General features: G+C 67.7%; 8 protein-coding genes and 2 pseudogenes. 7 read left to right on the forward strand and 3 right to left on the reverse strand.

Annotated elements, in window-relative coordinates; all coding sequences use genetic code 11:
• Window positions 1-93 precede the first annotated feature (93 nt).
• The 5 genes from M5C96_RS13615 (at window position 94) to M5C96_RS13635 (ending at window position 5,221) form a co-directional block, all read left to right on the forward strand.
• Window positions 94-789 (forward strand): TetR/AcrR family transcriptional regulator, encoded by a 696-nt coding sequence (locus tag M5C96_RS13615; protein ID WP_272563717.1) that lies wholly within the window; start codon window positions 94-96, stop codon window positions 787-789.
• Window positions 790-820: 31 nt separating this feature from the next.
• Window positions 821-1,531: a protein-L-isoaspartate O-methyltransferase family protein gene (locus tag M5C96_RS13620; protein ID WP_272563718.1), complete on the forward strand. Its 711-nt coding sequence runs from the start codon at window positions 821-823 to the stop codon at window positions 1,529-1,531.
• A 28-nt stretch (window positions 1,532-1,559) separates the two neighbouring features.
• Window positions 1,560-1,904, forward strand: a complete 345-nt coding sequence (locus tag M5C96_RS13625; protein WP_272563719.1) for a rhodanese-like domain-containing protein — start codon at window positions 1,560-1,562, stop codon at window positions 1,902-1,904.
• A 72-nt stretch (window positions 1,905-1,976) separates the two neighbouring features.
• Window positions 1,977-3,314, forward strand: a complete 1,338-nt coding sequence (locus M5C96_RS13630) for a TolC family outer membrane protein (protein ID WP_272563720.1) — start codon at window positions 1,977-1,979, stop codon at window positions 3,312-3,314.
• Between the two features lie 311 nt (window positions 3,315-3,625).
• The gene (locus M5C96_RS13635) at window positions 3,626-5,221 is read left to right on the forward strand and encodes a hypothetical protein (protein WP_272563721.1); all 1,596 of its coding nucleotides are present in this window, start codon (window positions 3,626-3,628) and stop codon (window positions 5,219-5,221) included.
• Between the two features lie 76 nt (window positions 5,222-5,297).
• Here the strand turns inward: M5C96_RS13635 and xopAU are convergent, their stop codons facing one another.
• From xopAU to M5C96_RS13650, 3 genes and pseudogenes are all read right to left on the reverse strand, one after another.
• Window positions 5,298-6,839, reverse strand: a complete 1,542-nt coding sequence (xopAU, locus tag M5C96_RS13640; RefSeq protein WP_272563722.1) for a XopAU family type III secretion system effector serine/threonine kinase — start codon at window positions 6,837-6,839, stop codon at window positions 5,298-5,300.
• Window positions 6,840-7,015: 176 nt separating this feature from the next.
• Window positions 7,016-10,158, reverse strand: a pseudogene (locus M5C96_RS13645) (multidrug efflux RND transporter permease subunit).
• An 18-nt stretch (window positions 10,159-10,176) separates the two neighbouring features.
• The gene (locus tag M5C96_RS13650; protein ID WP_272563723.1) at window positions 10,177-11,313 is read right to left on the reverse strand and encodes an efflux RND transporter periplasmic adaptor subunit; all 1,137 of its coding nucleotides are present in this window, start codon (window positions 11,311-11,313) and stop codon (window positions 10,177-10,179) included.
• A 147-nt stretch (window positions 11,314-11,460) separates the two neighbouring features.
• Here M5C96_RS13650 and M5C96_RS13655 point away from each other — a divergent pair, with 147 nt between their 5' ends.
• On the forward strand, window positions 11,461-12,198 hold the full coding sequence (locus tag M5C96_RS13655; protein WP_272563724.1) for a response regulator: 738 nt from the start codon (window positions 11,461-11,463) through the stop codon (window positions 12,196-12,198).
• Window positions 12,199-12,368: 170 nt separating this feature from the next.
• Window positions 12,369-13,823 (forward strand): annotated as a pseudogene (locus M5C96_RS26840) (cytochrome b/b6 domain-containing protein).
• Window positions 13,824-13,838 lie beyond the last annotated feature (15 nt).

Genomic DNA, 13,838 nt, shown 5'->3' on the forward strand with positions numbered 1-13,838 from the left:
GGGTAGGAGTGGCGATCGGGCCATTATGGAAGTCCCACCGCGTTGACGCTGCTCTGCGGGATTGCTACATTACTAACCAGTCAGTCATTAATTATGAATTTGTCCCCCTCCCCCGCCCCCCAGCCGTCCACCAAAGCCTCCAAGCGCGAGCGCCGCAAGGAGGCACGGCCGGGCGAACTGCTGGACGCCGCGCTGGAGCTCTTCGTCGAGAAGGGCTACGCCGCCACCAAGGTGGACGAGGTCGCGGCCCGCGCCGGGGTGTCCAAGGGCACGCTGTTCCTGTACTTCCCCAGCAAGGAAGACCTCTTCAAGGAGGTGGTGCGCCAGAACATCGGCCGGCATTTTCCCGAGTGGGACCTGGAGATCGACCAGTACCCCCACAGCACCGCCGAGCTGCTGCGCTACGCCTACCAGCTGTGGTGGGAACGCATCGGCGCCACGCCCGTCTCCGGCATCACCAAGCTGATGCTCGGCGAATCCAACAACTTTCCCGACATCGTGGCGTTCTACCGCAACGAAGTGGTCGAGCCCGGCCAGAGGCTCATCGGCCGCATCCTGCAGCGCGGCGTGGACCGGGGCGAGTTCCGCGTGCCCGACATGGATTGCGGCATCCACGTCGTGCTGGCGCCGCTCATCTTCATGACGATGTGGAAGCACTCTACGGCCTGCATGCCCGACCTGGAGCGGCTCACACCCGAGCGCTTCATCGCCGCGCAGGTGGACAACCTCCTGTGCGGGCTCTGCGTGCCGGTGGCCGCGCCGCCCGCGGCCCCTAAAATCGAGGGTTGACCCGATCCACGATCCCGCCCGGAGTAACCCCATGAATATGCCCCTGAACACGTCCGCCAACATCAGCGACCCCATCCTGCAGGCCCGCTACAACATGATCGAGCAGCAGATCCGCCCTTGGAATGTGCTGGACACCGACGTGCTGGACCTGCTGTCCGTGGTGCGCCGCGAGGAATTCGTGCCGCCCGCCTACCGCAGCATGGCGTTCATGGACATGGAGATCCCCCTCAACGCCTCCAACGAGCTGGCCCAGCGCCTGGGCCAGTGCATGCTGGCCCCGCGCGTGGAAGCCCGCCTGCTGCAGGACCTGCAGGTCAAGCCGACCGACAGGGTGCTGGAGATCGGCGCCGGTTCGGGCTACATGGCGGCCCTGCTGGCCCACCGCGCCGCGCAGGTCCTGGCGCTGGAGATCGAGCCCGATCTGGTCGAATTCGCCCGCGAGAACCTGCGCAGCGCCGGCGTGCTGAACGCCGAGGTGCGCCATGCCGACGGTGCCCAGGGCGCGGCGGAGCAAGGCCCCTTCGACGTGATCGTGCTCAGCGGCTCGGTGAGCGACGTGCCGCAGGCCCTGCTGTCGCAACTGAGCGAAGGCGGCCGGCTCGCCGCCGTCGTGGGCCAGGAGCCGATGATGCGCGCCACATTTATCCGCCGCACCGGCGACCGTTTCGAGACCACGCAGCCGTGGGACACCATCGCCCCGCGCCTGCTGCACTTCCCCGAGCCATCGCGCTTCACCTTCTGATCCCCTTTCGTCTTTCTCAGGAATCCGCATGATCGACCACGTCCGCCCCGCCCAGCTCACCGAGTGGCTCGCCGCCACCCCCGTCGGTGCCCGCCTGCTGGTTCTGGACGTGCGCGAGCCGTGGGAGCTGCAGACCGCGAGCGTCGCCGCCGAGGACGGGTTCGACGTGGCCGCCATCCCGATGGGCGAGTTGCCCTTGCGCCTGGCCGAACTGGACCGCGATCGCCCCACCGCCTGCCTGTGCCACCACGGCGTGCGCAGCCTGCGCGTGGCGAACTACCTCGACCAGCAGGGCTTCGACCGCGTGGCCAACATCAGCGGCGGCATTGATGCCTGGTCGCACGAGCGCGACGCGGCGGTCCCCCGGTACTGATCGATCCCCGTGGCCGCGGCATCGGGCCCGGCAGCGTGGGGCGCCACGCCTTCCTTTTCCTGAAAGACGTTCATGACGACCTTGCTTCGGTGCATTCCCTTGTCCCTGGCCGTGGCCGTGGCCGCTGCGCTCGCCAGTTTCGGCGCGCAGGCCCAGAGCCTGTCCCAGCTGGTGGAGATGGCGCGCGGCTACGACACGCCCTTCCAGGCCGCCAAGGCGCAGTACGACGCCGCCGGCAGCCGCGCCGAGCAGGCCCGGGCCGGGTTGCTGCCCAGCGCCGGCCTCTCCGCCGGGGCCAACTACGCCAAGACCGAAGTGAACCGCCCGCCGGTGGACCTGAGCGCCCCCAGCCAGAGCGTGGGCCTCACCGCCTCGCAGCCGCTGTACCGCCCGGCCAACCGCATCACCTTCGAGCAGGGCCAGCGCGGTATCGACATCGCACAGGCCCAACTCGAAGGCGTGGCGCAGGACCTCATCGTGCGGGTCAGCCAGGCGTATTTCGACGTGCTGGCCGCTGGCGACACCCTCACCTTCGTGCAGGCCCAGAAAGCCGCGGTGGCCGAGCAACTGGCATCGGCCAAGCGCAACTTCGAGGTGGGCACCTCCACCGTGACCGATTCGCGCGAGGCGCAGGCGCGCTTCGATCTGGTCGTCGCCCAGGAGATCGCCGCCGACAACGACCTGCGCGTGAAGCAGCTGGCGCTCGACCAGGTGGTGGGCCGCCCCGGCGTGACGCCGCAGCCGCTGGCCCAGCCCGTGCAGTTGCCCGAGGTCGCCCCCGCCGACGTGGGCACCTGGGTGCGCTCGGCCGAAGAACTGCAGCCGCAGGTGCGCCAGGCCGCCATCGCGCTCGACGTGGCCCGCCTGGAGACGAAGAAGGCCGAAACCGGCCACCTGCCCACCGTGGACCTGCAGGCCGGCTACAGCGTCTCACGCAACCCCAAGGGCACGCCGACCATTCCCAACGTCAACTCCCGCACCAACAACACCACCGTGGGCGTGCAGCTCACGCTGCCGCTGTTCGCGGGGTTTTCGGTGCAGAACCGCGTGAAGGAAACCCTGTCGCTCGAAGACAAGGCGCTGGCCGACCTGGACAACGCCCGCCGCACCGTGGCGCAGGCCACGCGCGCCGCGTTCTACGGCGTGCAGTCCGGCCAGGGCCAGGTACGCGCCCTGGAGGCGGCCGAAGCCTCCAGCCAGAGCGCGCTGGAGGCCAACCAGCTGGGCTACCAGGTGGGCGTGCGCATCAACATCGACGTGCTCAACTCCCAAAGCCAGCTCTACCAGACCAAGCGCGACCTCGCCCAGGCCCGCTACAACGTGCTGCTGGGCACGCTCAAGCTGCGCCAGGCGGCAGGCACGCTGTCGCAGGACGATCTGCTGGCCATCGATGCGCTGACGGTGCGCTGAGAGGCTGCCGGCCCTTGGCCCGTCCACCGTCTGCATCCTGCCATTGGGACTGTTGAAAGGCAGCTGCCGAGCCTCGGACACTGGCGTTCGAAGGCATCGGCGGTGCCGCCCCCACCATGGAGAAAATATGACTTTTCTGCTTCGACCCAACGCCGCGTGCTGTGGCACCGACCGTGCAGCGCATCGACAACGTGCCTGGCGGAACGCACCATGGGTGCATCCCCGGCGTTTGAACGGTCTGCATCTGCGTTCACCGCGCGGTCGGCTGTCCGGCCCGCCACGGACGCCTTGGTGCGTGCCGAATGAAGCCCGTGGATGAGCCGCGCCCCGTCGCACACCGCTGGTGGCTGGGCGCGTTGCTGGCCGTGTCCCTGGCGGTGCTGGCACTGTGCGCCACCCATCCACCACGCTGGGAGACCAATGACGACGTCGGCATGGCGATGGTGGCGCACGGCTACGGCATGGCCGCCAGCGGCTCGCCGAACCTGATTTTTTCCAATGTGGTCTGGGGCCACATCGTGCGCCTCATCCCTTCGCTGGGCGGCATCAGCGGCTATGTGGTGGCGACGTTCGCGGTTCTCGTTGTGGTCGGCACGGCCGTGCTGTACGGCCTGCGGAGCCTCGGACACGGCTGGTGGCTGGGGGGAAGCGTGGTCGTTTTCCTGCTGGTCCGGCCGTTGCTGCTCCCCCAGTTCACGGTCAATGCGGGCTTGATGGCGGTTGCCGCCGTCATCTGCTTGAACGTGTACATCCAGGCGAGACAGATGCCGGTGCTTTGGCTGAGCGTCGGCCTGCTGTTTCTCAGCGCCATGGTGCGCAGCCATGAATGCATGCTGGTCATGCTGGTGGCCCTGCCCCTGTTGCCCTGGCGTGCGCTGGCACGAGGCCACGCGCCACGCTGGGCTTTCGCTGTGCTCGCCCTGGCCCTGCTGGCTGCCGTATGGCTGGACTGGCAGGCCTACAGGGCGCCGGAGTGGAAGGATTTCAACGACCTGAACCTGGTGCGGGCGGCATTCACCGATTTCGGCGCTGGACAACATCTCATCAACCGTCCCGAGATCCTGGACCGGCACGGCTACACGGCGAACGACCTGGCTTTGGTGGGCAACTGGTTCTTCTCCGACCCGCGCCTGGCCGACCCCATGGCCTTGAAAGCCATGCTGGCCGATGTCGGCTTTTTGGCGCTGCGCACCAATGCGCTGGCCTCGGGCTGGGAAGGAATCCGCGCGCTGTGGCAGCCGGATCTTCGGGTCTCGCTTGCCGCAGCGTTCTTGCTGGGCCTGCTGCTGCCGAATCGCAAGGTGGCCGCCACTTGGTTGCTGTGCATCGCGGCCGTGTTCATGATGGGGCTGCTCGGCCGGCCTGGCGTCCTGCGCGTGTATGTGCCGCTGATGGCCCTGCTGGCCGTCACGCCGTTGCTCTTCAACGGTGCTGAGCGCCATCGGCGGCGCCCCGTCGTCTTCGCCACGGTGATGGTGGCTGCCGTATTGAGCGCCTGGATGGCCGTCGGCTTGTGGCAAGCCTTGCAGCACAAGGACGAACAGGCGCGCAGAGAACTGGATTCGCTGCCGTCGGGATCGATTGTGGTCTGGGGCGCCGCCTTCCCGTTCGAGGCGGTCTACCCGCCGTTCAGCAATGCCGCCGTGCGTGAGCGATACCGGTTGTATTCGCTGGGTGCGTTCACCTTGGTTCCCGATACCGTCGCGCGGCAGGAGGACCAGGCCGGACGCGGTTTCGTCAACCTGCTGCAGCGCAAGGAAGGGGTGGCCATCTTTGCCTTCGATTCGCATCTAAGCTGGCTGGACGTGTACTGCAGCCAGCGTCTGCACGGAGTGCCGGAGCAATTGCAGACATGGCGGGCAGGCAGCCAACTGGCCAGCCGCCGCCGGTGTACCGCAGTGCCATGACCGGAGGCCATCCCATCCCGTATCGGGGCCCACGTTGGCGCAGTGAATCTGCCGAAATGCGTTCGGCAGTGTGCTTTCAAGCCGGGTGCTTCGATCGCTGATAGATGGCATGGACCTCGTCTCGTGGCGGCAGTTCGCTGAAAAACGGGTCACGCAACAGTTCTTCGGCACTAGGGCGCTCGTCCAGCCGCCTGGTGACCATGCGGTTGAAGAACTGCACGATGCCCTCCTTGCTTTGTGCCGGCAAAGTCTTCAACGCATCCATGAATGGAAAGGTCTCTACCGAGGAGGCATTGCTGAGGCCGATCAGCCCCATCGCGCGGGCCGGCGTTTTCAGGAAATGCACGAGCAACTGGGCCACGCTGTAAACGTCGCGCTTGTGGTGGCTGGCTGATGGCCGCATTTCGAAGTAGCCCGCAGTGCCCAATTGGCTGGGTTCACCCTCCTCGCGGCCCAGACCCATGTCGATCAGCCGGAACATCTTCTGGTGCTCGTCGTAGATGACGTTGTTGTGCGAGATGTCCTGGTGCACCAAGCCTTCGTCGGCAAACCGGGAAGCGCCGATCAGGACGTCCGCCACCATTTGCCGCCCGAGGGCCAGGTAGTCCAGCGGCTTGATGAACCCATGGTCCAGGGCGAGGCGGGATCGGTCGATCACCTGGTGGACCGCGGGGCCTTCGATCTTCTCCAGCAAGATCCCGAACAGGGCGTCGATCTGAACCAGGCCATACACCCGCATCACCTGGGCGGTTTCTCCGAGGGATGCGGCGACCTGGAATTCCTTGTAGATCTTGGCTTTCTCCTGTTCGATCGCGTCGGCCAGGCTGTTGGCGCCCTCCGGCAGCGTGTCGAAAAACCTGCGCGACATCGGGTGGCCGGGGTCGGTGCACAGCATCGCCTTGAACACGAAGTCCCGCCCGCAGTCCTTGCCCTCGCGCCAGAAGTTCTCGGCCAGTCGCACGGCGTAGGCCACCCCAGAGGCACCCACGCCGAGCCGCTGCATGCCATGCGCGGCCTGAGGCAATCCCTCGCACGAGGGCTCCAGCGCAATGGCGGCAAACCCACTGCTGATTTCCGCTGCACCCGGTTTCAATGCGGCCAGTCTTTCCATCCGTTCCGGCATGCCGCCCTGCTGGCTCAACTCGTTCACCAGACGCGGGCTGAGCACAACGCCCGGGCTGGTCGAACGCTTCATGCTCTGCAACCTTCGCTCCTTTCCCAGGGCGCTGAGCGCGTTCCATGGATCCGAAGTCCGATGGCGGGAAACCGGCGTGGGCGGGTCCAGCAGGGAGGCAAGGATCGAGGGAGGGCTGGGAAACGCCTTATCGCCCGGGCTGGACCGGGGCGTCGACAACGGGCTGCCGCTCCCCGGCAACGAGCGGGGGCTGACCCCCCCGGCCATGCGGTCGCCGAGCGCGGGAAGCTGCGCATTGAACCGCAACCCCTCCCCGGCCCGCTCGCCCAGTTTCAGCCGCCTTCGCTCCAGCAGGAGCGACGCGTGGCCGGCCCCGGGGGCAGGAGGACTGCGGTTCGTTGGGGGCTGTGGCGCCTGGCTGTCGGATCTCCGGGTGTCTTCCACGCCCTTGGGGGCGCTTCCCGTTGAGGGTGGGGTGATCATGCTGGGCGCGTGCTGGAAGTTGGATGCGGCAAAGGGCACCACTAAATCCCAGCCGGTGAACTGTCAGGTGCGCTGGTGCGAAGCCATGCGCAGATGGCCGAATCCACCCCTCCATGTGCCATTGCGCCTCAGGCGCCCAAGGGCCGGCCGAAGCGCCAGGCGTGTTTGGTGGGCGGTCAGGCCCGCCCTTCGGTATCGGCCTGCGGCGGAGCGGGCAACGCGGGCCGCCGGCGCTGCCAGCGTTCCTGCAAGCCCACGACCAGCACGAAGAAGACCGGCACGAACAGCACGGCCAGCACCGTGGCGGTGACGATGCCGCCGAACACCCCGGTGCCGATGGCGTGCTGGGTTTCCTGGCTGGCGCCGGTCGCCAGCATCAGCGGAACGACGCCCAGCGCAAACGCCAGCGAGGTCATCAGGATGGGCCGCAGCCGCAGCCGCGCCGCCGTCACGGCCGCATCGACCAGCCCGTGGCCCTGCTCGCGCAACTGCTTGGCGAACTCGACGATCAGGATGGCATTCTTCGCCGACAGCCCGATCACCGTGATCAGTCCCACCTTGAAGAACACGTCGTTGGGCAGCCCGCGCAGCAGCACGGCCGCCACAGCACCGATCAAGCCCAACGGCACCACCAGCATCACGGCCGCAGGAATCGACCAGCTTTCGTACAGCGCGGCCAGCACCAGGAACACCACCAGCATCGACAGCGCCATCAGCAGTGGCGCCTGCGCAGCCGACTGGCGCTCCTGCAGGGATTGCCCGGTCCAGGCGATGGCGAATCTGGGCGGCAGTTGCCGGGCCAGGCGCTCCATTTCCGCCATCGCGCGCCGCTGGAGACGCCCGGCGCGGCGCTGCCCGACAGGCGCGCGGCAGGGTAGCCCTGGTAGCGGGCCAGTTGCAGCGGCGTTTCGGTCCACACCGGCGTCACCACCTCGCCCAGCCGTGCCATGCCACCGCCGGCGCTGGGCACGGGCAGTTTCAACACGTCGCCGAGCTGCATGCGCGCCTTGGCATCGGCCTGCACGATGACCTGCTGCATGCGCCCCCGGTTGGGAAAGTCGTTCACATACAGCGAGCCCAAGGCCGCCGAGAGGGTGTCGCTGATCGCGGAAAACGGCACGCCCAGCGCCGCGGCCTTCTGGCGGTCGATGTCCAGGCGCACGCTCGCACCCGGGGGCAATCCGTCGGCATACACGCTGGCCAGCAGCGGGCTGCCGGAGGCCAGCGCGATGAGCCGCGCCTCGGCCGCCTTGAGGGCCGCATGCCCCTGGTGGGAGCGGTCCAGCAGCCGCATCGTGAAGCCGGACGACGTGCCCAGCTCGTCGATGGCCGGCGGCATCAGGCTCATCACCGTGCCCTCCCTGGTGTGGGCCATGGCCTGCTGGGCGCGCGAGACCTCGTCCTGCGCGGTGGCTCCGTCCCGCTGGGGCCAGTCCTTGAGCATGGTGAACGCCAGTGCCGAATTGGGCCCCGAGCCGGAGAAGCCGAAGCCGATCACCGTCTGGTTGGTGGCAATGCCGGGCCGCGCGGCGACATGCGCCTCGTAGTCCTTGACCACGTCCAGCGTGCGCTCCATGGTGGCGTCGGCCGGCAGCTGGAAGGAGGTCATGAAGTACCCCTGGTCCTCCTCTGGCAGGAAGGCCGAAGGCAGCCGCACGAATGCCCAGCCCAACAGGGCGACGATGGCCAGGAAGCCCACCATCACGCGGGCCGGCCGGCGCAGCAGCCCGCCGACCTGCCTGCCGTAGGCATCGGTCAGGCGGGCGAAACGGCGGTTGAAGCCGCCGAAGAAGCCGCGCTTTTCGTGGTGCCCGGCCTGCACAGGCTTGAGCAGCGTGGCGCACAGGGCAGGCGTCAGGCTCAGCGCAAGGAATGCGGAGATGAGGATGGAAGTCGCCATCGACAGCGCGAACTGCTGGTAGATGGCCCCCACGGAGCCGCTGGCGAACGCCATGGGAATGAAAACGGCCGTCAGCACCAGGGTGATGCCCACCACGGCGCCCGTGATCTCGCGCATGGCCTTGGCGGTGGCCTCCCGAGGGCCGAGGCCCTCGGCCGCCATCAGCCGCTCCACGTTCTCCACCACCACGATCGCGTCGTCCACGATGATGCCGATGGCCAGCACCATGCCGAACATCGTCAGCACGTTGATGGAAAAGCCTGCCACCTGCATGACCGCGAAGGTGCCCAGCAAGGCGATGGGTGCCACGATGGCCGGAATGAGCGTGTAGCGGACGTCCTGCAGGAACACGAACATCACGATGAACACCAGCGCCATGGCCTCCAGCAGCGTGTGCAGCACTTTCTCGATCGAGATCTTCACGAAGGGCGCCGTGTCGAAGGGCGTCGTGTAGCGCATGCCGGCCGGCAGCGCACGGCCCAGCTCCGCCAGGCGTTGGTGCACGGCTTCGGCAGTGCGCACGGCGTTGGCGCCCGGCGAAAGCTGCACCGCGGCCCCGGCCGACGCCCTGCCGTCGTCGCGGGTGGCAAAGCCGTACGACTGCGCCCCCAGCTCGACACGCGCCACATCGCCCAGGACCACCGTGGAGCCGTCGCGGTTCGAACGCAGCACCACGGCGGCGAACTGCTCGGGCGTGGACAACTGGCCCTGCACCGTCAGCGGAATGGTCACGCGCTGGCCGGGAAGGCTGGGCGAATCGCCCACGCGGCCGGGTGCGATCTGTGCGTTCTGCTGGGACAGCGCGGTGGACAGGTCGTTCATCGACAGCCCATATGAAATGAGCTTGTCCGGATCCACCCAAATGCGCATGGCCTGCTCCGCCCCGAAAAGCTGGACCCGGCCCACGCCCTCGATGCGGCGCAGCTCCTCCACGCCGTTGCGCGCGAGATAGTCGCTCAGCGCCAGCTCGCCATGGCGGCCGTCCTCGGACACGAGGCTCACGATCAGCAGAAAGCTGGACGTGGCCGATTCGACGGTCACGCCGTTCTGGCGCACCGTCTGGGGCGGGCGCGACTCGATCGCCTTGAGCCGGTTCTGTACATCGACCTGCGCCAGTTCCGGGTTCGTGCCCGGCTTGAAGGTGGCCGAGATCTGTGCCGAGCCCGAGGTGTCCACCGACGACTCGAAATACAGCAGGTTCTTGACGCTGGAAAGCTCACGCTCGATCAGGCTGACGACCGAGTCGTTCATGGCCTGCGGTGTCGCACCAGGGTACGTGGCATACACAATGACCGCGGGCGGCGCCACCGAGGGGTAGCGGGCGATCGGCAGTTGCGGCAGCGCGATCAGGCCCAGCAGGACGATGAACGCGGCAACCACCCAGGCGAACACCGGTCGCCGAATGAAAAATTGGGGCATCTGTGACTCCCTGCCCGCTCAATGCACGCCGGCACGCAGGGCCGATGCCGATACCGACGGCTGCCAAGGCTTCGGTGCGACCTGCGCACCGGCGGTGAGTCGCTCGATGCCTTCGACCACCACGCGCTGGCCGGGCTCCAGCCCGCTTCGAACGCGGTAGTCCGGCCCGATGGCCTCTTCCAGCTGCACCTCGGCAGGCTGGGCGACATCGCCCTCTTGCACCCGCCATACCTGCGCCCTGCCCTCCACGCGCTGCACGGCCTGCTGGGGCACCAGCAAGGCATCGGCGTACTGGCTTTTCACGACTTCGGCGCGCACGAACATGCCCGGCAGCAACTGGCGCTCGGGGTTGTCCACCTGGATGCGCAGCAGCACGTCGCCGGTGCCGGGGTCTACCTGGAGGGCGGAAAACAGGATCCGGCCGTGCAGGGCATAGGGCTGCCCGTCGGCCCGCAGGATGCGGACGGGCAGGCGCGCGCCACCGGCCCGCAATGCCTCCAGTGCCGATGCCGGCTGGCGCACATCCACATAGACCTTGTCGATCTGCTGGATGCGGGCCATGGGTGTGGCATCGGTCGCCCCCACCAGCGCGCCTTCAGTAACCAGCGCCTGGTCGATGCGACCCGCAATGGGCGCATCGATCCGGGCGAACCGCAGGTCCAGGCGACGGCGCGCCAGCACCGCCTCGGCCTGGGCGACCTCTGCGGCCGCCTGGTCGCGCTGCGAGGCGGCGTCGTCGTAATCCTGGCGGCTGACCGCGCCCTCGCGCATCAGCGGCTCCAGCCGGGCCGTCTGGGCCTGCGCACGCCGCCATGCGGCCTGGGTGCGCTGCAAGGCGGCCGCGGCCATGTCCGCATCGGCCTGGAACGGGGCCGGATTGATCTGAAAGAGCGGCTGGCCGGCCGCGATGTCCACGCCCTGCTCGAAAAGCCGGCGCTGGACGATGCCACCCACCTGCGCACGGATCTCCGCCGAGCGGACAGCCGCCACGCGGCCGGCAAGCGCCTCGCGCACGGTGACCGCCTCGGGCTTCAAGGCCAGCACCGTGACCTGCACGGGCTCTGCCGCCTCCCGCTTCTCGGCCGGTTTGCACGCCACCAACCCGGCGGCCAGCGCGCAACCCATTCCCAGGGCGCCCCATCCTCGCATCGTCATCTTTCGGTCCTTCACTTGCATTCATGGCAGACGCGGCAGCGCCAGCAGAGACGCGATTCTGGACAAGCCGCGTCCGTTTTTTCTGGACGAAACATGGAACCAAAATGGAGAGAAAAAACACCGGGCGAAGCCGGCACAATCCGGGCCATGACCGACACCCACCCGTCACCCGCCGATCCCGCGAGCGCAGGCGCACTCGTCCTGGTGGCGGAAGACGAAACGGAAATCGCCGAGATCCTGTGCGCCTACCTGCGCCGCAGCGGCTTGCGGGTCGTGCATGCCATGAACGGCCGCAGCGCGCTGGACCTGCACCTGTCGCTCAAGCCGGATCTGGTGCTGCTGGACGTGCAGATGTCGCGGGTGAGCGGCTGGCAGATCCTGTCGGAGCTGCGCCACCGGGGCGACACGCCAGTGATCATGCTCACCGCCATGGACCAGGACATCGACAAGCTCATGGGCCTGCGCCTGGGAGCGGACGACTACGTCGTCAAGCCGTTCAACCCGGCGGAGGTGGTGGCGCGTGTACAGGCCGTGCTGCGCCGCACGGCCCACCAGGACGGACGCCGGGCCCAGAAGATCCTGCGGGTGGGCACGTTCCAGATCGATCCGGAGACCCTGGAGGCCAGCGTGCTGGTGGACGGCCAGCGGCAGTCCCTGGACCTGACGCTGACCGAATTCAATCTGCTGGCGCACATGGCGCGTGCACCCAAGTGGGTGTTCAGCCGCGCGGAACTGCTGGCGGCCTGCCTGCCGGAAAGCGATGCGCTGGAGCGCACGGTGGACAGCCATATCAGCAAGCTGCGAAAGAAGCTGGAGCTGATCTCGCTGGAAGGCGTGCCGGCAAGCGTGCGGGGCGTCGGCTATCGGCTGGGGATCGCGGCATGACCGCGGCATACGGCCTGCGCCGCCAGCTGGTCGTCTCCCTGGCGGTGATGGCGATCGGCATCGCCCTGCTGTTCCTGCTGGGCTCCTATGCGCTCTTCGCCCTGTTGATGGCGTTCTCGCCTTCCAGCATTTCGGATGACCTCACGCCCTCGCCCATCGAAGCGATGTGGATGCTCTGCACCGTGCTCGTCGCCCTGGTGCTGGCGGTGGTCACCGCGGTCAAGCTCTCGCGCCGCATCGTGGTGCCGCTGAACTCGGTGGCCGAGAGCCTGCGCCGGATTGCCGAAGGCGACCTGTTGGCCCGAGCGACCACCGACGACCACTCGCTGGGCGAAACGGCGCAACTGGTGCGGGACTTCAACAGCATGGCGGAAAGGCTGCAGCACATGGCGCAGCAGCGGGCCTTCTGGAACGCCGCCATCGCCCATGAACTGCGCACCCCGGTGACGATCCTTCGCGGCCGCCTTCAGGGCATGACGGAAGGGGTGTTCGAGCCCACGCCGACGCAGTTCCAGGGCCTGCTGAAAAACGTTGAGGGCCTGGGCCGGCTGATCGAAGACCTGCGCCTGCTCGGCCTCAAGGACAGCGGCCACCTGGAGCTGCACCTGGAGCTGGCCGATCTGGCGGCCGAGGTCGGCGCGGTGGCACAGGCCTTCGAGCCGCAGTTGCGCGCGGCCGGCTTCGCGCTGACCCTGGATCTGAATCCCCAGGAGGTGCTGTGCGACCCGGTGCGAATCCGCCAGGCGCTGCTGGCCTTGTTGGAGAATGCGCTGCGCCATGCCACGCCAGGGCCCATGCGCATCCGCCACTGGGTGGAGAGCGAGATGTGCCATCTGTGCGTAGAAGACAGCGGCCCCGGCCTGAATGCCGACGACGCAGCCCGCCTGTTCGATGCCTTCCAGCGCGGAGAGGCATCGCGCCGATGCATTTCCCATTCACGCCGCCGATCATCCCAACGAATTCGACTTGTTCGCCCCTGCGGCGCTTCGGTGGGCATCGCCACCGATGCCATCGCTTCAATGCCCTCGCGGCCCCACACAGGAAACCTGCCCATGCCATGGAAAAACACGCCCACGCGATTCGGCGCGATCGCCAAGTTCTTTCACTGGACCAGCGCCGTGGCCTTCATCGCCGCGTACGCAGTGGTCTATTACGTGATCTGGTTCATGGATGACACCCTGCCCGAATCCTGGCCTGTCCTGAACGTTCACTGGGCCCTGGGCTTGCTGGTCGGCACGCTGGTGTTGCCGCGCCTGCTGTGGCGGCTGTCGACCGTGCAGCCCGATCACCCGCCCGGCTCGCCGCTGGAACACCGGTTGGCCCAATGGGCGCACTGGGGCCTTTACGGGTTGCTGATCGCCATGCCGCTCACCGGCTACATCGGCACCGACGCACCCACCGACTTCGGCCTTTTCAGCGTGCCCAGTTTTCGCGAGACGGCCATGTTCGAGTGGCTGAGCCGTGCCTTGGGCGTGGGCTAGGACGCATTCGAGCCACCGGTTGACGCGGTGCACCATTTCCTGGGCCAATGGGTCGCCTGGATCGTGGTGGTGCTGCATGTCGCCGCGGCGCTGTTTCACCACCACGTCCGGCGCGACGACGTGCTCAAGCGCATGCTGCCTTGAGAGAGGCACACGCCC

This window comes from Acidovorax sp. GBBC 1281 (assembly GCF_028473645.1).
Lineage (GTDB): Bacteria > Pseudomonadota > Gammaproteobacteria > Burkholderiales > Burkholderiaceae_C > Paracidovorax.